This is a genomic window from Xenorhabdus sp. BG5 (genome assembly GCF_015163665.1).
Lineage (GTDB): Bacteria > Pseudomonadota > Gammaproteobacteria > Enterobacterales > Enterobacteriaceae > Xenorhabdus.
The window spans coordinates 25,910-50,578 of the sequence record NZ_JADEUG010000012.1 but is presented as its reverse complement, the minus strand read 5'-3'; the positions used below and the strand labels follow the sequence as shown (position 1 = coordinate 50,578).

Annotated in this window: 19 protein-coding genes and 3 tRNA genes; 5 read left to right on the top strand and 17 right to left on the bottom strand. The window is 45.5% G+C overall.

Annotated elements, in window-relative coordinates:
- Positions 1 to 55: 55 nt before the first annotated feature.
- From rnr to tsaE, 12 genes are all read right to left on the bottom strand, one after another.
- Positions 56 to 2,494: a ribonuclease R gene (rnr, locus tag IQ209_RS08355; RefSeq protein ID WP_193850774.1), complete on the bottom strand. Its 2,439-nt coding sequence runs from the start codon at positions 2,492 to 2,494 to the stop codon at positions 56 to 58.
- Positions 2,495 to 2,538: 44 nt separating this feature from the next.
- Positions 2,539 to 2,958: a nitric oxide-sensing transcriptional repressor NsrR gene (gene nsrR, locus IQ209_RS08350; RefSeq protein ID WP_193850772.1), complete on the bottom strand. Its 420-nt coding sequence runs from the start codon at positions 2,956 to 2,958 to the stop codon at positions 2,539 to 2,541.
- Between the two features lie 177 nt (positions 2,959 to 3,135).
- A complete protein-coding gene (locus tag IQ209_RS08345; protein ID WP_074021072.1) occupies positions 3,136 to 4,434 on the bottom strand; it encodes an adenylosuccinate synthase in 1,299 nt (432 codons plus the stop codon).
- A gap of 193 nt (positions 4,435 to 4,627) precedes the next feature.
- The gene (gene hflC / locus IQ209_RS08340) at positions 4,628 to 5,617 is read right to left on the bottom strand and encodes a protease modulator HflC (RefSeq protein ID WP_193850761.1); all 990 of its coding nucleotides are present in this window, start codon (positions 5,615 to 5,617) and stop codon (positions 4,628 to 4,630) included.
- A 2-nt stretch (positions 5,618 to 5,619) separates the two neighbouring features.
- Entirely contained in the window at positions 5,620 to 6,831 is a 1,212-nt protein-coding gene (hflK, locus tag IQ209_RS08335; protein WP_193850759.1) for an FtsH protease activity modulator HflK, read from the bottom strand.
- Positions 6,832 to 6,853: 22 nt separating this feature from the next.
- Positions 6,854 to 6,976 (bottom strand): hypothetical protein, encoded by a 123-nt coding sequence (locus IQ209_RS18575; protein WP_255528762.1) that lies wholly within the window; start codon positions 6,974 to 6,976, stop codon positions 6,854 to 6,856.
- A gap of 175 nt (positions 6,977 to 7,151) precedes the next feature.
- Positions 7,152 to 8,432, bottom strand: a complete 1,281-nt coding sequence (gene hflX / locus IQ209_RS08330) for a ribosome rescue GTPase HflX (RefSeq protein WP_193850757.1) — start codon at positions 8,430 to 8,432, stop codon at positions 7,152 to 7,154.
- A gap of 95 nt (positions 8,433 to 8,527) precedes the next feature.
- Positions 8,528 to 8,830 carry an RNA chaperone Hfq gene (gene hfq, locus IQ209_RS08325; protein WP_193850755.1) on the bottom strand — a complete coding sequence of 101 codons (303 nt, stop codon included), beginning with the start codon at positions 8,828 to 8,830 and terminating at the stop codon, positions 8,528 to 8,530.
- 119 nt (positions 8,831 to 8,949) lie between these two features.
- Positions 8,950 to 9,891: a tRNA (adenosine(37)-N6)-dimethylallyltransferase MiaA gene (miaA, locus tag IQ209_RS08320; protein ID WP_193850753.1), complete on the bottom strand. Its 942-nt coding sequence runs from the start codon at positions 9,889 to 9,891 to the stop codon at positions 8,950 to 8,952.
- Positions 9,884 to 11,749 carry a DNA mismatch repair endonuclease MutL gene (gene mutL / locus IQ209_RS08315; protein ID WP_193850751.1) on the bottom strand — a complete coding sequence of 622 codons (1,866 nt, stop codon included), beginning with the start codon at positions 11,747 to 11,749 and terminating at the stop codon, positions 9,884 to 9,886. Before mutL ends, miaA begins: the two co-directional genes overlap by 8 nt.
- A gap of 46 nt (positions 11,750 to 11,795) precedes the next feature.
- Positions 11,796 to 13,103 carry an N-acetylmuramoyl-L-alanine amidase AmiB gene (gene amiB / locus IQ209_RS08310; protein ID WP_370588411.1) on the bottom strand — a complete coding sequence of 436 codons (1,308 nt, stop codon included), beginning with the start codon at positions 13,101 to 13,103 and terminating at the stop codon, positions 11,796 to 11,798.
- A 14-nt stretch (positions 13,104 to 13,117) separates the two neighbouring features.
- A complete protein-coding gene (tsaE, locus tag IQ209_RS08305) occupies positions 13,118 to 13,582 on the bottom strand; it encodes a tRNA (adenosine(37)-N6)-threonylcarbamoyltransferase complex ATPase subunit type 1 TsaE (RefSeq protein ID WP_193850747.1) in 465 nt (154 codons plus the stop codon).
- 205 nt (positions 13,583 to 13,787) lie between these two features.
- Here tsaE and queG point away from each other — a divergent pair, with 205 nt between their 5' ends.
- Positions 13,788 to 14,945: a tRNA epoxyqueuosine(34) reductase QueG gene (queG, locus tag IQ209_RS08300; protein ID WP_193850745.1), complete on the top strand. Its 1,158-nt coding sequence runs from the start codon at positions 13,788 to 13,790 to the stop codon at positions 14,943 to 14,945.
- A 406-nt stretch (positions 14,946 to 15,351) separates the two neighbouring features.
- Entirely contained in the window at positions 15,352 to 15,492 is a 141-nt protein-coding gene (locus IQ209_RS08295; protein WP_193850743.1) for a hypothetical protein, read from the top strand.
- Here IQ209_RS08295 and IQ209_RS08290 read toward each other — a convergent pair.
- A complete protein-coding gene (locus IQ209_RS08290; protein WP_193850741.1) occupies positions 15,489 to 16,922 on the bottom strand; it encodes a 4-hydroxyphenylacetate 3-hydroxylase family protein in 1,434 nt (477 codons plus the stop codon). The two genes, IQ209_RS08295 and IQ209_RS08290, sit on opposite strands and share 4 nt — an antisense overlap.
- 667 nt (positions 16,923 to 17,589) lie before the next feature.
- A tRNA-Gly gene (locus tag IQ209_RS08285) sits at positions 17,590 to 17,665 on the bottom strand.
- Between the two features lie 383 nt (positions 17,666 to 18,048).
- On the opposite strand from IQ209_RS08285, the gene IQ209_RS08280 reads away from it, so the two are divergent.
- Positions 18,049 to 21,411 (top strand): indolepyruvate ferredoxin oxidoreductase family protein, encoded by a 3,363-nt coding sequence (locus IQ209_RS08280; protein ID WP_193850739.1) that lies wholly within the window; start codon positions 18,049 to 18,051, stop codon positions 21,409 to 21,411.
- 98 nt (positions 21,412 to 21,509) lie between these two features.
- Here the strand turns inward: IQ209_RS08280 and IQ209_RS08275 are convergent.
- The 3 genes from IQ209_RS08275 to orn all read right to left on the bottom strand — a co-directional run bounded on the left by IQ209_RS08275 (position 21,510) and on the right by orn (position 22,478).
- A tRNA-Gly gene (locus IQ209_RS08275) sits at positions 21,510 to 21,585 on the bottom strand.
- A 54-nt stretch (positions 21,586 to 21,639) separates the two neighbouring features.
- Positions 21,640 to 21,715, bottom strand: a tRNA-Gly gene (locus tag IQ209_RS08270).
- A 217-nt stretch (positions 21,716 to 21,932) separates the two neighbouring features.
- Positions 21,933 to 22,478, bottom strand: a complete 546-nt coding sequence (gene orn / locus IQ209_RS08265) for an oligoribonuclease (protein WP_193850737.1) — start codon at positions 22,476 to 22,478, stop codon at positions 21,933 to 21,935.
- A 123-nt stretch (positions 22,479 to 22,601) separates the two neighbouring features.
- Between orn and rsgA the strand changes: the two genes are divergently transcribed.
- A complete protein-coding gene (rsgA, locus tag IQ209_RS08260; RefSeq protein WP_193850735.1) occupies positions 22,602 to 23,660 on the top strand; it encodes a small ribosomal subunit biogenesis GTPase RsgA in 1,059 nt (352 codons plus the stop codon).
- 94 nt (positions 23,661 to 23,754) lie between these two features.
- Positions 23,755 to 24,660: an archaetidylserine decarboxylase gene (gene asd, locus IQ209_RS08255; RefSeq protein WP_193850733.1), complete on the top strand. Its 906-nt coding sequence runs from the start codon at positions 23,755 to 23,757 to the stop codon at positions 24,658 to 24,660.
- The last annotated feature ends 9 nt before the right edge of the window (positions 24,661 to 24,669 follow it).

The window sequence follows — 24,669 nt, the reverse complement described above, 5'->3', positions numbered from 1 at the left end:
CCGCCCTGTTTGATGATTGTATGGATTAATTTTACTGTCTAGTTTTTACTCGCGATTAGCTTGCGCTTTTTTTCGCACGCTTCGCTTTCAGTTTTTCCGCAATTTTTTTAGTCTTGCTTGACGGTTTCTTCTTTTTGCCTGACTTAGGTTCTTTAGGCTTTTCCGTACTTTTCTTTTTACGAAAGGCGCTATCTGGCTCAAAATTGGCTGATTTTTTATGATCACGACCTTTTTTTCCATTTTTACGCTCTGGCGTACCTTTTTTCGCCTTATCGCGCGCCGTCTTCCCTTGATTACGCGCTTTGCGGGTTGTGGAAAGTAAGGTGAAATCAATATTACGTTCATCCATGTGAACCGCTTCCACCCGAATCTCGACTTCATCGCCGAGGCGGTAAGTTGTTCCAGAAGACTCACCAATCAAACGCTGGCCGACGTTATCATATCGATAATAATCGTTATCCAACGTCGAAACATGTACTAAGCCATCAATAAACAGATCATTTAAGCGAACAAAGAAACCAAAGCCTGTCACGCTGGTAATCAATCCGGTGAAAACATTACCCACCTGATCTTGCATGAAATCACATTTCAGCCAGTCGGCCACGTCTCTTGTTGCTTCGTCAGCACGGCGTTCGGTCATGGAACAGTGGTCACCTAACTGCAACATCTGTTCCATATTGTTGTGCCACCCCCCTGTTGGTGTCCCGTTATGCTCAATAACACCATTTTCTTGTGCTAATAAGTACTTAATCGCACGATGCAGAGCCAGATCGGGGTAGCGGCGGATTGGCGAAGTGAAGTGAGAATAAGAGCGCAATGCCAGACCAAAGTGCCCCCGATTCTCCGGTTCATAGATCGCTTGCTTCATAGAGCGCAGCAGCATCGTTTGCAGTAGCTCGTGATCGGGTCGATCCGCGACTTGTTTCATCAATTGCGCATAATCTTTCGGTTCTGGCGTCAGGCCACCCAACAAGCTCAATCCCAATTCATTGAAGACCGAACGCAGGTTTCGGATACTCTCTTCTTTTGGTCGATCATGGATGCGATATAACGCGGGCTCATGGTGTTTTTCAACAAAGCGAGCGGCGGCAATGTTCGCCAGGATCATGCACTCTTCGATAAGTTTATGCGCCTCGTTGCGTACAACGGGTTCTATGCGCTCAATGCGACGCTCTGCATTAAAGATAAATTTGGCTTCTTCCGATTCAAACGAAATGGCACCACGCTGTTCACGCGCATGTTCCAGTGCCTGATATAGCTCATGCAGATGCTCAATATGTTGCACCAGCGGCTTGTAGTGCTCACGCAATTCTTGATCGCCCTGCAAAATCTTCCAGACTTTGGTATAGGTCAAACGGGCGTGTGAATTCATCACCGCTTCGTAAAACTTGTAAGAAGAGAGTTTGCCCTGGGCGGAAACCGTCATTTCACACACCATGCATAAGCGATCAACTTCTGGATTGAGGGAGCACAAACCATTCGACAGCACTTCCGGCAGCATAGGGACAACCTGGGACGGAAAGTAAACCGAATTTCCACGGCTGCGAGCTTCCATATCCAAAGCAGTTTGCGGACGAACATAGTAGCTGACATCAGCAATCGCTACCCACAATCGCCAACCACCACCCCGTTTTCTTTCGCAATACACCGCATCATCAAAGTCTCGTGCATCTTCGCCGTCAATCGTCACCAACGGCAACGCTCGTAAATCTACACGGCCTTGCGTGGCCGATTCCGGTACATGTTCGTCCAAACCGGCGATCTGTTTTTCTACCATCGGCGGCCAGCTATGGGGAATTTCATGGGTACGCAGTGCGATCTCAACCGCCATATTCGTTCCCATGGTCTCGCCCAGCACTTCAACAATTTTACCGATGGCTTTAGTCCGACGAGTCGGGCGGTTTGTCAATTCAACCACCACGACGTTACCCATTCTTGCCCCGCAAGTAACTTCTTTCGGGATCAAGATATCGAAACAGAGACGGCTATCATCAGGAACAACAAATCCCATACCCGCATCCATAAAATACCGGCCGACAATCTGACTACTCTTTGGCTCCAAAACCCGCACGATACGCACTTCAACGCGACCTTTTCTGTCTGGTCGCAAGGGCTGTGCCAGTACCACCTCACCGTGGATCGCCATTTTCATCTGATCGGCTGGCAGGTAATAGTCTTCTTTGTGGCCTTCAACACGCAGAAAACCATAGCCATCACGGTGTCCAATCACCGTACCTTTCAATAAATCCAGCCGCTCTGGCAACGCATAACATTGCCGACGGGTAAAAACCAACTGTCCATCACGTTCCATTGCCCGCAAACGGCGGCGCAGTGCTTCCTGTGCATCTGGAGTAATTAACTGAAGTTCCTGTGCTAATTCCTGACGGCTGACCGGAGTGGTATGTTTAGAAATGATATCCAAGATGTATTCACGGCTTGGGATAGGAGATTCGTATTTTGCAGCCTCTCGTTCCTGAAAAGGATCTTTTGACATCGTCATTCCTCTATTGTCATCAGCAAGCTGTTTATCCCCTTGCTTCACTTAACCAAAAGTAATTGATAAAGGGGACGATTGTCTTTGACCATATCGGCCACAGTGTGTTTATCCAACTCTTCCAAAAAATTTTCTACCGCTTGATTCAAGACTGACTTTAAGCGACATGCAGGCGTGATTTGACAGGCACTACAGTTAACCAATGACAGAGGCTCCAATGAACGAACCACATCACCAATTTTGATCTCGCTGGCAGGTTTCCCTAAATTGATGCCGCCATTTTTTCCCCTGACAGCATTCACTAATCCTAAGTGACTCAGTTGATTGATAATTTTTACCATATGGTTACGTGAGACACCATAAACTTCAGTGACTTCTGTAATACTCGTCATTTGGCCTTCTGGTAACGAGGCCATATAAATCAAGGCACGTAATCCATAATCGGTAAAACTGGTTAACTGCACACTCACCTCTGGGAGACTGAATATAACGGAGCTTATTTGGCACCAAAAAATATATGTTTATTGGTTTTCGTTAGTTGATCATCATTATGTGGGTATTTTAAAAATTAAGCAAAACGGGAGGAAACAAAAACCGGGCAATAAGCCCGGTCATGTTCGCATAAAAGATGAATCTATCGATTAAGCATCAAAGGGATCACGCAGGATCATGGTTTCCGCACGATCTGGGCCTGTAGAAATAATATCAACAGGAACGCCTGTCAGCTCTTCTACACGTTTGATGTAGTTCAATGCTGCTTGTGGCAATTGGCTGTGATCTTTCACGCCAAAAGTGCTTTCATCCCAGCCAGGCAGGGTTTCATAGACGGCTTCAAGACCTTCCCAGTTTTCGGCGGCCAGTGGCGTTGTGTCAATGACAGTGCCATCAGGCAGGCGATAACCAACGCAGATTTTCACTTCTTTCAAGCCATCCAGCACATCCAGTTTGGTCATGCAGAAGCCAGACAGAGAGTTGATTTGGATCGCGCGACGAATAGCAACGATATCCAACCAGCCAGTACGACGGCTACGACCTGTAGTCGCACCAAACTCCTGACCTTTCTGACGCAGGTATTCACCTGTTTCATCAAACAACTCAGTTGGGAATGGGCCGGCTCCTACACGGGTAGAGTAAGCCTTGATAATACCCAGTACATAATCAACATAACGTGGACCCAGGCCAGAACCCGTTGCAACGCCACCCGCCGTGGTGTTGGAAGAGGTCACATAAGGATAAGTACCGTGGTCGATATCCAGCAGAGTACCCTGCGCACCTTCAAACATGACCAATTCACCTTTCTGGGTTGCTTTGTACAGCAAGTCAGAAACGTCAACTACCATGCCCGTCAGGATATCGGCAACCGCCAAAATGTCATCTAAGGTTTTCTGATAATCAACGGCAGGTTCGTTGTAGTAGTTAACTAACTGGAAGTTGTGGTAATCGATGATTTCTTTCAGTTTGACAGCGAAAGCTTCTTTATCAAACAGATCACCCACACGCAAGCCACGACGTGCGACTTTGTCTTCGTACGCAGGACCAATACCACGACCAGTTGTACCAATCGCTTTGGCACCACGCGCTTTTTCGCGGGCATTATCCAATGCAACGTGATAAGGCAGGATCAGCGGACAAGCTTCAGAAATAAGCAGGCGCTCACGTACAGGAACCCCACGTGATTCAAGCTCTTTCATCTCTTTCATCAAAGCATCTGGTGCTAAAACGACCCCATTTGCGATAATGCTAATGACATTTTCACGTAAGATCCCGGATGGGATTAAGTGGAGAACGGTTTTTTCACCGTTGATGACTAGTGTATGGCCCGCGTTGTGGCCCCCTTGATAACGAACTACATATTTAGCCCGTTCAGTCAGCAAGTCGACGATTTTACCCTTGCCCTCGTCACCCCATTGGGTGCCCAATACGACAACGTTCTTACCCATTTCAAAAGTTCACTCGGTTGCTTAAAAATGGATTCTACCATCTCATTTAGCACCTTTCAGTATTTTTTATTACTTCTGGTTATTTCGTTTCGTTATATAAATTGAGTAATAAGTAAACCATTGGTAATTACAGCGGGTTATAAAAAAGCCACTGTCGTTTTTTTACAGTGGCTTACAGTAGGTTAAGAAGATATTACTTCACAGGTGCTTTCATATAACGGAAGAAGTCAGTATCTGGACTGAGAACCATTACATCATTACCGTTAGATTTGAAGCTCTTCTCGTAAGCACGCAAGCTACGGATAAATGCATAGAATTCGGGATCTTGGTTGAACGCATCCGCAAATAATTTAGTGGCTTCCGCATCACCTTCACCACGTAATACCAATGCTTCACTCTGTGCTTCAGCCTTGATTTCAGTTGCTGTTTTATCAGCAGCAGCCCGGATCTTTTCCGCTTCTTCCGAACCTTCTGAACGCAAGAGACGCGCCTCTGCTTCACGGTCAGCACGCATACGCTGGTAAATAGCTTCTGAAATTTCCTGTGGCAAGTTGATCTGTTTGATACGAACGTCAACAACTTCAATACCTAACGCCGCCATACTGTTTGGATTAATGGCCGGTTGCTTGCCTTTTGTTTCTTTTTCTACCAAGGCCGCAGCAGAAGCAATGGCATTATCGACATCCGTTGCATCATCTTCTTCATGGGTTCCCCGATTCAGGGCATCACGCACATCGGTAGTTAAACGACCACGGGAATCAGTCACAATACCGCGTACATCAAGACGACCAATTTCAGAACGTAAACGGTCACTGAACTTACGTCTCAGCATTATTTCAGCCCGGTTAATATCACCGTTACCTGTTGCCAGATAGTAACGACTGAAATCATTAATGCGCCACTTCAAGTAAGAATCAACGATCAGGTCTTTATTTTCACGTGTCAAGAAACGGTCAGCCTTGATATCCATAGTTTGGATACGGGCATCAAGGGTCTTAACCGTTTCCATAAACGGAATTTTGAAATGCAAACCCGGCTCATAGATGATCGGTTTATTCTCTGCATCACGTACAACCTTACTAAAACGCAACACAATGCCACGCTCGCCCTCTTTGACAGTAAAGATTGATGAATAGAGAACAACCAATACCGCAATAATCGCAACAATAAATGAATTACGCATGATTATGGTCTCCCTATTCTGACCGTATCACCGCGCTGGTTATCGTTACCACCATAAGTGTTAGATTCCCGTTGTGGTGTAGGTTGATTCTGACGAATCATCTTCTGTACTGCTGTGTTATTGGACGTATTTTGCTGAGCGTGTGCCTGATCTTTCACGGCTTGATCCAATGGCAATAACAGCATGTTGTTACTCTTCTCGTTTGCAATGATTTTACGTGTATTGCTCAACACACGTTCCATCGTCTCGATATACAGACGTTCACGAGTAATTTCTGGTGCCGCCTTATATTCAGGTAAGATTTTGGCAAAACTTGCCACTTCACCCTTAGCATTCAATACCGCGCTAACTTTATAGGCTTTGGCATCCTCAATAATACGCTGGGCTTCACCTTTCGCTTTAGGTAATACTTCGTTTTCGTAAGCTCGTGCTTCACGAATGGTTTGCTGCTTTTGTTCACGCGCTGCGATCACATCATCGAACGCAGCCTTAACTTCTTCTGGTGGACGAGCAGCCTGGAAGTTTACATCGACCACAGTAATACCCATATTGTATGGACGGATAGTCTCTTCCAGTACCTTCTGAGTATCGTTACGGACAATAGTACGCCCTTCCGTCAGATTGGTTTCCATCGAATATTTGCCAACAACACCGCGCACGGCGCTGTCTGTCGCCTGACGCAAACTATCATCAGGATTGGTCACACTGAAAAGATAAGCTGCTGGATCGGTAACACGGTATTGGACGTTCATTTCAGCCAATACCACGTTTTCATCTGAAGTCAGCATGGCACCCGTCGTTGCCAAATCGCGAACAGATTCAACGTTAACCGCCCTAACCTGATCGATGAACGTCATTTTCCAATTCAAACCAGGCTGTACAACATGATTAAACTTACCAAATCGAGTGACTACACCCCGTTCTGTTTCTTTAATCGTATAGAAACCACTGACAACCCAAACAGCAATTGCAGCAGCAACGGCAAGACCAATAAGACGCCCGCCAAATTTAGGGTTCTGCCCAGAACCATTTCCACCTTTGTTTCCACCGAGACCACCGAGTTTTTCACTCAGCTTACGGAACAGATCGTCGAGATCAGTTGCCCCACGGTTACGACCACCTTTTTTGTTGCCGCCGGAGTTGCCGCCATTATTATTGCTGCTTCCCCACGGGTCGCGGTCCTGTCCGTTATTACCGGGCTGATTCCACGCCATGTTTTAGCTCCACTTTCTAGTTTTACTGGTTTTTCAGAGGTGACTGCTCTCCACCCAGATGGGTGAGGCTTCCCACTTCACAGGCCGTTGCCTGTCCCTGACAGGTTTGACCGCGGCCTCCGTGGGCAGAAACGACGAAATTCATCGTTTTTGTAAGCAACCAATATTATTGGGTGATAACTTTTGACAGTGCTGAGCTGTCATTGCAATTCTGGCACAGTCATGTCATCACCGCCATTTCATCTCTGCCACTCCATAACTATAAGCACCTTGAAATGACGGATAAAATGATACCCTGTTTGTTGTCTTGCGCCAATCAATCAGACAACATAGTCGGGTAATTTTGGTTCTTGTTTACACAAACGACGCCAATCGACCATTGGCATCCTGACTTCAACACCCACCCGGCCATTTTCTTCCAACCATTCATGTTCAATGGCTTGAAGCTGATAAAAACGGCTACGCAGACGCCCTGCTTCAGGTGGAAGGTGCAATTTATAGTGCGCAATTTCACCTGAAAGGCGCTCAGTCAATGCTTGCAATAACAGAGGAATACCTGCGCCAGTTTGTGCAGATAACCAGACTCTGACCGGCCGATTTTCTTCATCACGATCAATACGGGGAATAAAATCGTCTAACATATCGATTTTATTCATCACCATCAGCGAAGGGATCTCATTGGATTCAATCTCTTCAAGGACACTGTCAACAGCAATGATGTTTTCATCGAAGCGAGGATCAGTCGCATCAACCACATGCAACAATAATCTCGCCTGCCGAGTTTCCTGCAAAGTCGCCTTGAACGCTGCCACTAAATCATGGGGTAAATGGCGGATAAAACCGACTGTATCAGCCAAAACAACCGTACCAACATCATCCACCGCTATTCGGCGCAGTGTCGGGTCGAGGGTGGCAAAAAGCTGGTCAGCCGCATAAACGTCGGCAGAAGTGATTTTATTGAATAAACTGGATTTTCCCGCATTGGTGTAACCGACAAGGGAGACGGTTGGGATATCGGCTTTATTACGTGCCTGGCGCCCCTGTTCACGCTGCTTTTCAACTTTGTTGAGGCGCCCCAAAATCTGTTTGATTTTGTCACGCAGCATACGGCGGTCACTTTCCAACTGGGTTTCCCCAGGCCCACGCAGCCCGATCCCCCCTTTTTGGCGTTCAAGGTGAGTCCAGCCCCGAACCAGACGGGTGGACAGATGACGCAATTGTGCCAATTCAACTTGCAACTTGCCTTCGTGCGTCCTTGCCCGTTGGGCAAAAATATCCAGAATCACCCCCGTGCGATCAACGACACGACATTGGCACAAGCGTTCAAGATTACGTTCCTGAGCAGGACTGAGGGCATGGTTAAACAACACCACATCTGCACCGCTGTTCTTGACAGCTTCAGCAATTTCCTCTGCCTTGCCCTCTCCGACAAAATATTTCGGATGAGGTGCCTTCCGGCTTCCCGTTACAATCTGCACAGGAGAAACATCTGCGGAAGTCACCAATGACTCGAATTCACTGAGATTTTCCGTATCTTTTTCCTGTGAGAAGAAAACATGCACCAGAACGGCTAACTCTCCGCCTTCATAACGATCAAACAACGGTGCAACCCCTCAGGCTGAGTAAAAATCCAATTAGAAAAAACATAGGTAAAGTCTCCCTACCTATGTTTTTATTTTCAGGCACGGCTGCTGATTTATTCAGCGCCATCGCCTTCCTGTTGTACTACCGGGTTAGTGCCAGCATGATAATTTCCAACACTAGTTGGTACATTCTGGTTGTTACCATGATGAGACACAGGACGGGAAGGTACAACAGTAGAGATGGCGTGTTTATAAACCATCTGGCTAACCGTGTTCTTCAGTAAAATGACAAATTGGTCAAAAGATTCAATCTGACCCTGCAACTTGATGCCGTTTACCAAATAAATAGAAACCGGGACCCTTTCACGTCGTAAAGCGTTCAGGAATGGATCTTGCAAAGATTGCCCCTTAGCCATTCTATATTTTCCTTATTTGTTGTTTTTAACTAAGAACCGATTGGTTCGAAAAGTAACTACTCAAAAATGATACTTTGTACTGATAACGGGTACTGATCAATTGTACACAATCAATGAATTTATGTACTAACAACCTGCATGACTGTGTTTAGGTTTTGTTTAGGTTGATCGCTATCCAACCAGGTCACATTGTCCCAACTCCTGAGCCAGGTAATCTGACGCTTCGCCAATTGGCGTGTCGCACAGATACCACGATAAACCATCTCATCATGAGAGATTTCGCCCGCGAGGTAAGACCACATCTGACGATAACCAACACAACGAATGGAGGGTAAATCTGTATGCAAATCACTACGAGCATAAAGTGCTTTTACCTCATCTTCAAACCCTGATTTGATCATTTGTTCAAAACGGGCTGCGATACGCTGATGCAACATTTCTCGACTTGCTGGCGCAATCGCAAATTGATGAACTCGATAAGGCAATATTTCTCCAGACGTTTCAGTCAACTCAGTTAGAGTTTTACCCGAAATTCGAAAAACTTCCAGTGCACGAGTAAGACGTTGTGGATCATTAGGATGAATCCTTACCGCAGAAACGGGATCAATTTCCTGTAATTGTCGATGTAACGCGTCCCATCCCAGCTCTGCTGCCTGTTGTTCAATCTGCGCCCTAACCACAGGATCAGCGGAAGGTAAAGGCGATAATCCTTCCAACAATGCTTTGAAATATAGCATGGTTCCACCAACCAGAAGTGGTATCCTCCCAGCCGCCGTGATTTCTGCCATTTCTTGCAATGCATCACGACGAAAATCGGCAGCAGAATAGACTGCCGCAGGGTCAAGAATATCGATCAAACGATGAGGTGCTAATTTTTGCTCTTCTGCGGAAGGTTTTGCTGTCCCAATATCCATTCCACGATAAATCAAAGCAGAATCGACACTGATTAATTCAACCGGAAGATGCTGACGCAAAGCGATCGATAACGCTGTTTTCCCTGAAGCCGTCGGCCCCATGATAAAAATAGCTGTCGGCAGATGTTGAGTTTTTAAATCACTCATGATTAAGGAATGCCACCACTGCTTGTAAATCAATTAACTGTAATAACCCATCTGGCGGTGAGCTCACCAGCTGAGGGCAAAGGCGTTCGACATCAGCCAAAAGCTGGACAGCTTGCGCGATGTTCCACGTTTCATGCTCGCTATCCACGTGACGGGAAAGCCAACTGGCAACCTGCTCAACAGAAGCGGCTGACTGTTCCCCAAGATAGCCCAACAGTTCCGGCAAGAGTTTCGGCAGGTTCTGTTGACGCAGAGGCAACGATACCGCATGAATGGTTACTTTTCCATGTGCGACTGTCGATTCAATGCCAAAAGTCTTTAATAAGTCACTATTCTGCTTTAAGACACTCATTTCTGACTGATTGAGAGCCAGTTTCAGTGGGATCAATAACGGCTGGGATTTAAGCCCCTGTTCTCCGGGGGTGAGTTGCGCCTGTTTCAACCAGCGTTCAGCGACGGGCAGGGAAAGCAGTCCGATTCCCAATGGGGATTCGATCAAAGCATAACAACCTGCATAGATACACAATACTTTTCCAAAGCTATGTTTCCCCTGCCCCGTTGGCACAGACGTAGCAGAAACCGATACACCTTCCCGCGTACCCCGCTCTGGAAATAACGGGCGTTTTTCTTCCGGGGAGAATTGCATCATTTTTTGGTACAACTCCCCCTGTTTTTTCTGGTAGCTGTCCCCATGATGCATTTGTTGCGTACGACGATCATGATGCTCATGACGTCGTGAAGAGGCCTCATCCGCTTGTTCAACACGCTTACGGGTAAAATGGTTTTCTCCCGCAGAAGGGCGATTCTCCGGCACCCAACTTGTAGCACTCTCCTGACAACCCAGTGCCAATTCATCTCCCGTGCCGCGTTGTTTCAATACCGCAGCCACCCCCTGATAAATAAAATCATGTACCAGGCGAGCCTGATGAAAACGCACTTCATGTTTAGCGGGATGTACATTGACATCCACCTGGCGCGGATCGATTTCGAGATACAAAACATAAGCGGGTTGTTGTTCCCCCTTAATCAAATCCTGATAAGCTTGACGAATCGCATGATTAATCAGGCGATCCCGCATCATACGCCCATTGACATAACAATATTGGATCTCGCTCACTGCCGTATTCACGGGATCTACAATCCAACCCTTAATGGACAAGGAATCATGCTGCCATGATAACGCCAGCGCCTGTTGCACAAAAGCAGTCCCACAAATGGCGGCCAGACGCCGTTCATGCTGAGACTCATCTTTAGCAGGGCGATACTGGCGCACCAATTTCTCATTGTGATTGAGGTTAATGGCGACATCCAACCGCGCCAAAGCTATTCGACGCACGACTTCATCAATATGGCCAAATTCTGTTTTTTCTGTTCTCAGGAATTTTCGGCGGGCAGGGGTGTTATAAAACAGATCCAACACTTCAACCGTTGTCCCCACAGGGTGAGCAGCAGGTTTTACCGTGACATCCATATCACGGCCTTCGGCATAAGATTGCCACGCTTCTGCCTGGCTTTCAGGACGGGAAGTTAATGTCAGCCTTGAAACAGAGCTGATACTCGCTAAGGCCTCCCCACGAAAACCCATGCTGACAATCGCTTCCAAATCGTCCAATGACGCAATTTTACTGGTTGCATGGCGCGCCAGTGCCAGCATCAAATCCTGTTTGGCTATTCCACAGCCATTATCGCGGATTCGGATAAGCTTTGCGCCACCCCGTTCAATATCAATATCAATACGGGTTGCACCGGCATCAAGGCTATTTTCCACTAACTCTTTCACCACAGAAGAAGGGCGTTCAACCACTTCACCGGCAGCAATCTGGTTTGCCAATTGTGGGGGTAATATCTTGATAGCCATAATGTGACCTTACTTACAGTTCAGAGCCTTGATAGGCTATATTTGGTTACTTTGGTGCAGACTGCAACGGGTTAGCCAGAAAATAATGACGTAATCCCGAATGAATGGCCTGTGCCAGTTTTTCCTGATATTGACTGGAGCCTAATAACGTTTCTTCAGATACGTTACTGATAAAACCCGTTTCCACTAAAATGGACGGAATATCCGGCGAGCGCAAAACACCAAGGCTTGCATGTTCTGGTGTACGTTTATGCAGGGAACCAATTCTGGATAGCTGGCTCAATACCTGCATGGCGACGTCATAACCAACCCGCTGTGAATGCCCAAATTGCAAATCCAGCACGGCCTTACTCAGATACGGATCTGTGCCATTGGCGAGAGCATCGCCGGCACCGCCCAGTAATTCCGATTGTTTTTCATGCTGCTCCAACCAATTCCCCAATTCACTGTTTGCACGGCGGTTGGAGAGCACCCAGACAGAAGCACCTCTGGCACTGCGGTTGGGAGCGGCATCGGCATGAATTGATACCAGTATATTGGCTTTATGTTTACGGGCGACTTCAGAACGTCCTGCCACAGAGATAAAATAATCGCCATTTCGCGTCAACACAGGCGTGAACATGGGATCGTTACGCAAAAGGACTTCCAATTTACGAGCAACATTAATCGTGACATTTTTTTCTTTCAACCCCCGTTGCCCAATCGCCCCAGGATCTTGCCCTCCATGCCCCGCATCAATAGCAACAACAATCGGACGAGATACTTTTCCTTGCACAGACTGCTTTTTCACACTTTGCTCACGGTGGTTCGATGCTGGCTGAGTCTCTTTTCCTGTAAGTTGTGCATTATTTGTAAGTAATCGCTTACTTTCATTTTGTAGGGCATGATGATTCGATACAGGTGAATTTTTCGCTACTCCATGGGCTTTCAGTGTCATCACTACTTGCGATTTATTGCCGACATTTTTCACCGTAGAGGTCACTGTGGCCTTATGTACCAATTCCAACACCACCCGCTGATGATGTGAATCAGGTGGCTGGCTGGAGCGAACCCGTTTTACCAGATTCTGGCCGGATAAAAGCATTGGTAATCCAATAACTTTACCGGGTTGGCGAATATCTACCACCAACCGTTCAGGAGAATGCAAAGAAAAGAACCGATAATCAGGATGCCCGCCAGCGAATTCCAGCGTTACTACAGCCTCAGCTGGAGCATTCTTCACATGAATATTCGACAGCGTCGCCGCCGATGCTGCCGTCATAACCAACTGGCTCAACATGAAAAATAAAACACAGGCCATCACCCAATAGGCACGCCATTTTTTTATCACATCCACGAAAAAGGCATTCATCATGGTCGGGTATTCCTTCATAAGGACTTCAAATTATCCAACAGACTTTCACCATATTCAGATAACGCAATAAAACGTGCCTGGCGCCCTTCACTGTCATAACTCAGGTGCAACTCAATATCTGCATCAGGCAAAACGCCAGCGCCCTGCTGGGGCCATTCCACCAGACAAATGGAGTCCTGATGGAAATAATCCCGGATCCCCATAAACTCCAGCTCTTCAGGATCAGCCAGACGGTAAAGATCGAAATGGTAGACAGGCCGTGGTTGTAAGGCATAAGGCTCGACTAACGTATAAGTCGGACTTTTCACATGCCCCTGGTGGCCGAGAGCTTGCAGAAAACCACGGCTGAATGTGGTTTTTCCCGCACCAAGATCGCCATATAGATAAATAACATAGCCGCGATCGCCAACTGCCGCCACTGCATTACCCAATGCAACTGTGGCATTTTCATTTGGAAGTGATAAAACGAGTTCTTTCATTGAAAAATATCTGTTTTGATTTATTGAATGAGAAACTAATCAGGTAGACATATCAGTTAAATAGCTAACCAGTAACCATAACATAATTCAGACATTATCATTTACTATCTTCTGTGCTACCGTAACAGCTATATATCGCATTTTTTGTATTCAATTCCCTCTGTGTTAAGCTAACTCCTCTCTTTCAGCAGTAATTTGATATTTCATGGCAACCCCTCTCGATCTGCATCTTCTGGCAACCAACATCAAGCAATGGGGCCTTTCCCTTGGCTTCCAGCAAATCGGCATCTGTGACACTGATTTATCGGCAGAAGAACCAAAGCTACAGGAATGGCTTGATAAGCAATATCATGGCGAAATGGACTGGATGACTCGTCACGGTATGATGCGCGCCCGTCCCCACGAGCTTCTGCCGGGGACTTTGCGGGTTATCAGTGTACGCATGAATTATCTGCCTGCTAAAGCGGCGTTTGCCAGTACGCTTAACAATCCGCAAATGGGTTATATTAGCCGCTATTCGTTGGGCCGAGATTATCATAAACTGCTGCGTCAGCGTCTCAAAAAACTGGGCGACAAGATCCAAGAATATTGCAGCGCTCATGAATATCAGGGAACTTTGAATTTTCGACCTTTTGTCGATTCCGCTCCGATTATGGAGCGTCCTCTGGCAGAAAAAGCGGGGCTTGGCTGGGTTGGTAAACACTCACTTATATTAAATCGTGAATCTGGCTCCTGGTTTTTCCTTGGTGAATTACTGATTAATCTTCCCCTGCCCATTGATATTCCACAAGAGGAACAATGCGGACGCTGCGTAGCCTGCATGACAACTTGTCCAACCGGTGCCATTGTTGCGCCTTACACCATTGATGCCCGACGCTGCATCTCTTATCTGACCATTGAATTAGAAGGTGCCATTCCAGAAGAATTTCGCCCACTGATGGGTAACCGGATTTATGGTTGCGATGATTGCCAGCTTATTTGCCCCTGGAACCGCTTTTCTCAATTAACAGATGAAACTGACTTTAGCCCACGTGCCGCACTGCATGCCCCTGACCTGCTAGAGTTATTCAATTGGAGTGAGGAAAAGTTTCTGCGTATCACGGAAGGGTCGGCAATTCGCCGTATTGGATATTCGCGCTGGTTACGCAACATTTCCGTCGCCCTGGGTAATGCACCGTATCAAGACGACATCGTGTTAGCATTGGAAAAAAGGGTCGGCTTAAGTGAAGTTTTGGATGAACATATCCACTGGGCGATAACCCAACAAATAGCCCGCCGGAATGCTAATGCCATTGAGGTTCAAACCTCACAACAAAAACGCTTGATAAGAGCAATAACCAAAGGATTACCCAGAGATGCCTAATAATTAATCACCTAAGTTTCTGGTAAAAAAAACCGGTCATTTCCTTGTGAATAAAATAAAAATACTTTGCTGATCAACTAACAAACAGAGAATAAATGTTGATCATATTATTTTTAAATTAGGTTAATTACTTTAATTAATCAATAAGTTAAGTTTGAACTGTTGTTGTGAATGATAAGTCAAAAAAAGCAAATACAAAGCAGCCTCCTGTGGATAACTCTGTGTAACAAGTAGAGTATCATCAAGTGACTAAATAAGGTGATAATGTTAAAAACTGTGGATAAAAAACAAGAATTGAGTTCTAGTCAAGAACACCAGAAACCAGCAGCAAAGTAATAGCTTACTCATCCATTCTAGACGCTAGTGGAGAAATTTTCCTCTGCCCACTCAAAAATGAGGCGGCATTATGGACCTGTTGGGGCAGGATAGCAAGCGCTTTATCGACAATTTATTTTGGGTGGGGTTTGCAATAAGTGCCAACATTCCACGCTGGCACTTTTCCTTACTCATTATTCCTTACCGACTACGTCTCCATGCCCCAAATTAACGTATTCTTATCTTCTCCACCAATGCTCTGGACGCTTCCCAATCGTACTGCTTATAAAGACGCCCTAACGTCTGATAAGGGGCTCCTGCATAAAACAACTCATATTGGAGATGCCTTGAAGCAAACTCTGACCCAACCGCATCCCACACCAACTTCATCAACCTGACCCTTTCGACAGGAGAAGCAATTGACGAATATTGTGTTTTCTCAATGATGCCTAAAATTTCACTATCTTCTAAATCTGCCTCACTTGATGGCAACATCAAAATGCCACCACCAGCTAACTTCCTTATTGTTTCTAATACCTTGGGATATATTGACTGCGAGATAACCCGATAGGTGTAAAGCAGTGTTTTATCCGGTATATAAAACCCGTTATCAACTTTAGGGCAATGAAATACGCTATTGAACAGCCCTTCGACATTCATTGCATAGCAGGCTAACTGTGCAAGTGATTCCTTCACCGCGGGGATCTGCTCAACACCGTTTGTTTCAGCCATCGCCTGAGCCAATCCGGCCAAAAAATGCAACTTCACAGCATAACGAGCCAGGCTTTGGGTATCCATCATTACTTCTGTTGCCGTTGAGTCTAACTGCGTGAGGCACATTTCAATGTCTTCGAAGACAAACACCCTTTCCCAAGGCACCAGCACATCATCAAAATAGATCATTGAATCATTTTCATCGAACCGAGACGATAGAGGATAATCCCTGGGATTTGCCCCTAATTCGTAAGATTTTCTTGAAATGATTTTGATGCCTTTGGTATTAAGTGGCAGAGCGAAAGAGAGTGCATATCGCTCATCAATTCCCTGTTTAAAGGGATAATGTGTACCAACCAAAACTTCATCTGCCAGAGCGGCCCCTGTTGCCAACATTTTTGCCCCTCTGACAATAATCCCCTTAGCATTCTTTTCCACTACACCAAGAGTGTGGTAAATATTTTTAGTATGCTCACCAGGTGTTTTTGAACGGTCGCCTTGTGGGTTAATCAACGCATAAGTCAAATAAAGATCTTTCTCACTCGCATAGGAAAAATAATTTCGCAAAGCATCGGCCCGTTCTTGTGAATAAGATTCAAATAACTCGATATGCGTTATCATTCCGGTAAGAGCTGATGCGACATAATCAGGGCTTCTTCCAAGCCAACCTACTGTCTGCTTAGCCCACTCATATGCAGCCTGACCACGAGCAATTAATTTTTCCGGTGTAGACGGTAATTGCCAATACAGGCCAATCTGCTCGCCTGTTTCGGTCTTAAAAGTCATCTTATCGGCATGTTCAACTTTATAATCATATAAGTTTGCAACCGATCTAATGGCATTCTTAAACGCTGGATGATCCACATGATTTGTGATCTTCTCCCCGTTGATAAAAATGGTTCGACCATCACGCAAATCATCAAGATATCTTTCTCCAGTTCTTATCATCGCTTCTATACTCCTATCGCTAAATAGCGTTTCAAAATGGCAGGAGTATTCCTTACCCCGCGCGGCGCACGGGGTAAGGAACTCCAACATCTGATACTCTCAGTATTATGAAAACCCATTTAGCTACGATTTTTTAAAGGTCAAGAAAAGAGGTCTTTTAATCAGCACCAGCGATGAATACACGAAGATAATTGCCCCTATTTAGGAGAAGCATAACGACAATACAGATGTTAAATATCGCAAAGAGCAGAATCTATGAATGTCATTAATACCTGCTGCAATTATTCTACAGACGCAGGATCTCAATGGTGATCATGAGGGATATTACCTTTCCAGTGCCAACAAAAAATTTTACTTTTCAATGCACTGAAATATATTCCTGTGAATTAGTCAGAAAAGCGATATCAAATTCCAGCGCTATCGTGATAATGAATGTTATGATGATCCATGTATAAAAAGTTAATATTCCTCACCTCTATCCCGCAATAATGCGATAGAACAAGTAAAGTTATCCGACAATCTCTATGCCTAAATAATGTCGGTTTAGCATGTTAATGCAGTTTTGATAATTGATTTTTCTTATTCAAAGGAAAAAGCAGAACGAAAAAATAGATAAAATACAAACACAAATATTTTTATGGGAAGAAGATAACAAAATGGAGGAAATTGGAGCGGGAAACGAGACTCGAACTCGCGACCCCAACCTTGGCAAGGTTGTGCTCTACCAACTGAGCTATTCCCGCGTCGCTGACAGCTAATGTTATTAGCTTAAGATACCCGAATGCTGATTTTGAAGCCTGTTAACCTTATGAGTTATAGGTAATTCTTAGATCCTGCATATCAAGAGTGGGCGCCATTATGAACATGTTAAAATAGAATGGCAAGTTCTTTGCATTTACTCCCATGCTAAACGCTCAAAAGACACTCACTCCCGCCTGGCATAAAAAATCCCTACCATCACCCCAACAGTTATCTGGAATACCAAACAGCATAGAGTTAACATTAAATAAACAATTAACCAACATCTAATAAGATTTATGCTTGTCCTAACGATTTTGTGGAAATAGATTAACAACAATTTTCGTTGTTACTTAGATGATTATTCTCTTAAGAGAGGGTCAGGAACATGGCTCGACATTATCAATCTAAATTTGTCACGGGCACTGAGGCGCTGGTTGACCTTCTACTCGCTCAAGCTGAGTTGGATGAAATCCACAATCTCAACACGGCGGGGTTTGTTTCAGGTTATCGAGGCTCTCCTTTAGCCCGCTTAGATCAAACATTATGGCAACACAGCAAAGAACTTATCCAAGCCAGCATTCGTTTTCAACCTGCCGTCAATGAAGATCTCGCAGCCGATGCACTGATAGGAACACAAAAAGTCGAAACAGATCCAGACCGACAGGTTAACGGCGTTTTTGGTATGTGGTACGGCAAAGGGCCAGGTGTCGATCGTTCCGGTGATGCACTTAAACATGGCAATGCCTACGGCTCCTCACCAACCGGTGGTGTGCTGGTTATTGCCGGCGACGATCACGGTTGTGTCTCTTCTTCCATGTCTCACCAATCTGATCTCGCGATGATGGCATGGAGTATGCCTGTTTTGCACCCAGCATCAGTTGCCGATTATATGAGTGTCGGTTTATGGGGCTGGGCAGCATCACGTGTCAGCGGTGCATGGTTTGGCTTTAAAGCAATCAGTGAAGTTGTGGAAAGCGGTACCGTCAGAGAAAGCAAGCCATTCCCTGATTATAAAATTCCCCACGTTGATCCTGGCCCCGATGGATTGCATTGGCGCTGGCCTGATCTCCCTGGCCCACAAATTGAAAAGCGCCTGGCCTATAAACTAAAAGCCGTCGAAGAGTTCGCTAAACTTAATCCCATTGATTACCTGCTCGCCCCCTGCAAACACCCACATGCTTTATTGGTAACGGTTGGTAAGGCCCATCAGGATGTTATGGAAGCCCTGCGTGTCGGGGGCCTCACGCCTTCTGAACTAGCCCAACAAGGTGTCGCTTTTCTCCATGTCCGTTTGGTTTATCCTTTATCGCCGCTTCTCAGCGAGCTTGCTACCCAAGTCAGTCATATTTTTATTATTGAAGAAAAAGCAGCCATCGTTGAGATGTTGCTGGCTCATCAATTAGTTAAGTTACAGAAAATGACCAATCTGATAGGTAAACATAACCATCTTGGTCAGAAATTGTTACCCGCTGACGTCGAACTGCGCCCTTCACGCCTTGCCGCCCCACTTTCTGGATGGTTACAACAATTCAATTTATTTCTCTCCGTACCACCAGAATGGTCAACGACTACCAGTCAGCACGATGCGACTTTGCCCAAACGCACACCGTATTTTTGCGCTGGGTGCCCTCATAGCACTTCAACTCGCTTACCAGACGGTAGCCAAGCTCAGCCTGGTATTGGATGCCATGTTATGGCTACGTGGATGGATCGCAACACTGGAAACGGCCTCTTGCCAATGGGGGGAGAAGGTGTCGACTGGATAGGACATGCCCCATTTGTCAATCGCTCCCATGTCTTTCAAAATCTGGGCGATGGCACCTATTTCCATTCTGGTCACTTAGCCATTCGCCAATCAGTCGCCGCAGGAAGCCACATTACTTACAAATTGCTGTTCAATGATGCTGTGGCGATGACAGGTGGGCAACCGCTGGATGGAAATATCACCCTATCGCAAATTGCTTCTTTAATGATTGCTGAAGGTGTGAAAGAAGTGGTTGTCGTGACGGATGACATGGATAAATATAAAAACCGTCTTCTTGCCAATGTGAAGCTCTATGAACGAGATTATCTCGAAGATGTTCAGAAACATCTTCGAGATATCGTTGGCGTAACGGTACTCATCTACGATCAAGCCTGTGCCACAGAACTACGTCGTAAAAGAAAACGGGGGTTAGCGCCAAAAGTAACGCGGCGCGCCGTCATCAATGAATGGGTCTGTGAGGGATGTGGTGACTGTCAAATACAATCAAATTGCCTTGCCGTCATTCCAGTCAAAACGCCTTTAGGCACTAAACGCAAGATAGACCAACACGTTTGCAATTCAGATCTGTCCTGCCTGAAAGGATTCTGCCCCAGCTTTATCACTGTCGAAAATGCCAACCCACGTGCAGATCTCAGTAAGATTATCGCACAGACTGAGTTAGATAAAATTATCCACAAACTACCTCAACCAACACTGGCTTCTGCCGAAACACCTTATGAAATCCTGTTAGTCGGTATCGGCGGTACAGGTATCGTCACCGCAGGGCATCTACTTGCCAATGCTGCACAATTAGATAACGGCTTTGTGAGTCTGCTCAATTTTACCGGATTTGCGCAAAAAGGCGGGGAAGCCATAACCCATGTTCGGCTATGCCATGACAAGGATAAACTGCATCAAGTCAGGATTGATCGCGGGCGCGCTAATCTGGTTATTGCCGCTGATTTGGTGGCTGCCACAGGGCAAAATGCACTGGAAGTGATGTCAAGGGGATCAACAAAATGCATACTGAACACCCATGAAACCCAAATCGGCACGATGCTTCGTTCCCCTATGCTGGATTTGGATCACCCCAAAATGCTAGATACCCTGAATCAACATACACAAACATTACTTTCCATTGATGCAGAAATAATGGCTGCTCATCTAGTCGGTGACAGAGATCAAACAAATATCATATTAATAGGTTATGCCTGGCAGCTCGGCAAGCTTCCAATCACATTACCTGCCATCGACAATGCCATGCAAGAACTGGGAGCCTCAGCAGATAATGCCCGACGAGCTTTCTGTATCGGCCGCATCGCGGCAGCACAACCCGATATTCTGCAAAAACACCTCAATATTACGCCGCAAGAAAATATAAAAAGTTTGGACGATCTCATTATGCATCGGTATCAATTTCTGGTTGATTATCAAAATGAAAAATATGCGATGCGTTATCTTAGCCGTATTGCCCAGGTTCAAATGGTGGCTCAGCAGATCGATGCAGAAGAAATCACTCAATCCGTTGCTGAAAACTTATTCAAGCTAATGGCGTATAAAGATGAATATGAAGTCGCCCGACTCTACGTTAAAACCGGTTTTTTCGATAAGCTCCACTCGCAATTTGATAATACAGATACCATTCGCTTTCACCTTAGCCTTCCTCTCTTCAGTCGCAAAGATCCCCGTACAGGCCAACGAGGAAAAAAGGAATATGGTGCGTGGATCGTTCCTGTATTGCGCTTTCTTGCCGCATGTAAATCGCTGCGTGGCACTGTTTTTGATATTTTTGGCTATCAGGAAGAGCGTAAACAGGAAAGAAATTTGCTGCTTGAATATGAGCGATTAATTGATTTTTTAATCGAAAAAATGGAACGCAATAATCTGGCAACTTGCCTGCAACTCGCAGAACTGCCTGATCAAGTACGTGGTTTTGGTCATGTGAAACAAAAAGCGATGAAACGCATGTTGGAAAGTAAAGAAGCGTTGTTGAAAACGTTATAGAAATAAGTTGGTAATTTATTCTCTTATAACGAAAAAAGGGCCATCAGGCCCTTTTTTCTATGACTTGCAGACTTCTATCATATCTACAGTCCCGAATTTGGAGCGGGAAACGAGACTCGAACTCGCGACCCCAACCTTGGCAAGGTTGTGCTCTACCAACTGAGCTATTCCCGCATTTTGTACGGCTTGCATTAAGCCTGACTTGATATACCCGAATAAATTTTAATTTGGAGCGGGAAACGAGACTCGAACTCGCGACCCCAACCTTGGCAAGGTTGTGCTCTACCAACTGAGCTATTCCCGCATATATTCTGGTATGGCGTACTGTTGAAATTCTTCACCGGTACGGGAAGCGCATTATACGAGAAATTATTCCTCTGGCAAGTCCCACAACACAAAAAATTGTATTTTCCCTCCGATTGATGATTAAACCAGCAAACAATCCGCTTAACCATCAATACAGAGATTAATTTACGTACAAATCTTGTATCAAATACCGCTCTTTATTTTTGGATCACGTTTTATTTTTGGATAAAGTGCTCACGGTAATACACCAATTCAGCAATGGATTCCCGAATATCATCCAAGGCCTGATGGGTATTTTTCTTACTGAATCCCGACAGCATTTCAGGCTTCCAACGACGGGCCAATTCTTTCAGCGTACTGACATCCAGGTAACGGTAGTGAAAATACTTTTCCAACTCTGGCATATAACGAAACAGGAAACGACGATCCTGCCCCACACTATTGCCACAAATGGGTGATTTTCCTGCCGGCACCCATTGTTCCAGAAAAGCAATGGTTGCTTTTTCAGCTTGCACATTATCAAACTGGCTGTGCTTTACACGTTCGACTAATCCACTCGCAGTATGCGTCCGCACATTCCATTCATCCATTAATGCCAATTGCGCATCCGGCTGATGAACCGCAATTACAGGCCCTTCTGCAAGGATATTCAATTCCGAATCGGTGACAATAGTCGCAATTTCAATTATGCGATCGCGCTCGGGATCTAAACCCGTCATCTCTAAATCTATCCAGATAAGATTGTTCTCACTTTTTGACATGATATATCCTAGTTTCCTTCAAAAGAGGTAGTCTGTATCTGTGAGGTATCATAACGTTTTTGATCACTCACAGCGATGATCAGCAAGATAGATGAAAGATAAACAAAAAATAAGTGAGGTTCGGTGGCTAAAAATAAACTCTCTAAAGGGCAACAACGCCGTGTGCAAGCCAATCATCAGCGCAAGCTGAATAAGGCCAATGCTCAACAGTCAGAAATGGATGACAGCCAGTTTGGTGAGCCACAAGAAGGGGTGGTGATCAGCCGATTCGGGCAACATGCCGATATTGAAGCAGCCGATTCTTCTATACAGCGTTGCAATATCCGCAGAACAATCCACTCCTTAGTCACGGGTGATCGCGTTGTATGGCGCCCCGCGCTACAACTCCAGTCTGATGTCAAAGTGAATGGTATCGTAGAAGCGGTTCATGAGCGCACTTCCGTTCTTACTCGTCCTGACTACTATGATGGCATCAAACCCATTGCATCAAATATCAACCAAATCGTGATAGTTTCCGCTATTTTGCCTGAACTCTCACTGAATATTATCGATCGCTATTTAGTCGCATGTGAAACACTCAATATCGAGCCTCTGATCGTACTCAATAAAATCGATCTGTTGGATGCCGAAAGCCGTGAGTGGGTTAACGATGTCATGGATATCTATCGTCATATCGGCTATCGCGTACTGGAAGTTTCCAGCTATACCGGCGAGGGTATCCCTGAACTGACCGCACTGTTGGCTAACAAAATCAGTATCTTTGCAGGCCAATCTGGTGTCGGGAAATCCAGCTTGCTCAATTCCCTGTTGCCCGACATGAAAGAAGATATTCTGGTTAATAATGTCTCAGATAACTCAGGCCTCGGTCAGCATACTACGACCACAGCACGCCTTTACCATTTTCCACTGGGGGGAGATGTGATCGACTCTCCAGGTGTCCGTGAGTTTGGATTGTGGCACCTAACGCCAGAGCAGGTTACACAAGGTTTTATCGAATTCCGCGAATATCTGGGAGGATGTAAGTTCCGTGATTGCAAACATCTGGACGATCCTGGATGTGCTCTAAGGAAAGCATTGGAACAAGGCGCGATTGCTCAGGAACGTTTCGAAAATTACCACCGGATTCTGGAAAGCATGGCACAGGTTAAACCACGCCGAAATTTCACAACCGCTCAAAAATAAGGCAATAATTAACGATACCCTGACATTAAAAATAATGGCAGGTACAATAGCCAACTTTTGTCCAATTTGCCAAGAAGAGATCCAAGAGGTTTACGTGCTGGATAATTTTAAAATCAGTCTACAATATTTACTGCCAAAACAATGCATTACAAAACTGGCAGGTTGGTTTGCCAATAAAAAAGCGGGCTGGCTGACACAGCTTGCCATCAAAGCTTTCGCCAAGGCCTATAAAGTGGATATGAATGAGGCAAAAGCGCCTTCATTCACTGCTTATTCAACATTCAATGAATTTTTTGTCCGCCCTCTTAAGGATGGCATTCGCCCTATCGCCAATGAAGACCACCAATTGGCTCTGCCAGCAGACGGCACCGTCAGCCAGCTTGGGGCAATCCGCGAAGATCAGATTATTCAGGCTAAAGGCCACTATTACACGATAGAAGCACTGCTGGCAGGACAGTATCAACTGGCCGAACAGTTCCGTAATGGTCAATTTATCACGACTTACTTATCGCCAAGAGATTATCACCGTGTCCACATGCCATGTGATGGCGTGCTCAAAGAGATGATCTATGTCCCTGGTGATCTGTTCTCAGTAAACCCATTGACGGCAGCCAATGTGCCAAACTTATTTGCGCGTAATGAACGCGTTATCTGTGTATTTGAGACAGAGTTTGGCCCCATGGGGCAAATTCTGGTTGGTGCGACCATTGTTGGCAGTATTGAAACTGTCTGGAGTGGCTGTGTCACACCTCCGCGTGAAGGCATCATCAAGCGTTGGACCTACCCTACAGAAGGTCAAGAAGGCGTCATATCCCTCAAAAAAGGAGAGGAAATGGGGCGATTCAAGCTGGGTTCAACCGTGATCAACTTGTTTGCGGCTAATCAGATTAATTTTGCCAACAACTTATACAGTGGTTCACAAACCCGTATGGGAGACATGATGGCACAGACTGTCACATTAGAAGAATCCACAGTAAATAACGATGAATCAAAGAATTAAAGATCTCAT

What these genes read in the sequence shown, in the direction of transcription:
- rnr (WP_193850774.1), bottom strand. Translation starts at nt 2,494, where the DNA reads ATGTCAAAAGATCCTTTTCAGGAACGAGAGGCTGCAAAATACGAATCT.
- IQ209_RS08345 (WP_074021072.1), bottom strand. Translation starts at nt 4,434, where the DNA reads ATGGGTAAGAACGTTGTCGTATTGGGCACCCAATGGGGTGACGAGGGC.
- hflC (WP_193850761.1), bottom strand. Translation starts at nt 5,617, where the DNA reads ATGCGTAATTCATTTATTGTTGCGATTATTGCGGTATTGGTTGTTCTC.
- hflK (WP_193850759.1), bottom strand. Translation starts at nt 6,831, where the DNA reads ATGGCGTGGAATCAGCCCGGTAATAACGGACAGGACCGCGACCCGTGG.
- IQ209_RS18575 (WP_255528762.1), bottom strand. Translation starts at nt 6,976, where the DNA reads ATGAATTTCGTCGTTTCTGCCCACGGAGGCCGCGGTCAAACCTGTCAG.
- hfq (WP_193850755.1), bottom strand. Translation starts at nt 8,830, where the DNA reads ATGGCTAAGGGGCAATCTTTGCAAGATCCATTCCTGAACGCTTTACGA.
- miaA (WP_193850753.1), bottom strand. Translation starts at nt 9,891, where the DNA reads ATGAGTGATTTAAAAACTCAACATCTGCCGACAGCTATTTTTATCATG.
- mutL (WP_193850751.1), bottom strand. Translation starts at nt 11,749, where the DNA reads ATGGCTATCAAGATATTACCCCCACAATTGGCAAACCAGATTGCTGCC.
- amiB (WP_370588411.1), bottom strand. Translation starts at nt 13,103, where the DNA reads ATGATGAATGCCTTTTTCGTGGATGTGATAAAAAAATGGCGTGCCTAT.
- tsaE (WP_193850747.1), bottom strand. Translation starts at nt 13,582, where the DNA reads ATGAAAGAACTCGTTTTATCACTTCCAAATGAAAATGCCACAGTTGCA.
- queG (WP_193850745.1), top strand. Translation starts at nt 13,788, where the DNA reads ATGGCAACCCCTCTCGATCTGCATCTTCTGGCAACCAACATCAAGCAA.
- IQ209_RS08295 (WP_193850743.1), top strand. Translation starts at nt 15,352, where the DNA reads ATGGACCTGTTGGGGCAGGATAGCAAGCGCTTTATCGACAATTTATTT.
- IQ209_RS08290 (WP_193850741.1), bottom strand. Translation starts at nt 16,922, where the DNA reads ATGATAAGAACTGGAGAAAGATATCTTGATGATTTGCGTGATGGTCGA.
- IQ209_RS08280 (WP_193850739.1), top strand. Translation starts at nt 18,049, where the DNA reads ATGGCTCGACATTATCAATCTAAATTTGTCACGGGCACTGAGGCGCTG.
- orn (WP_193850737.1), bottom strand. Translation starts at nt 22,478, where the DNA reads ATGTCAAAAAGTGAGAACAATCTTATCTGGATAGATTTAGAGATGACG.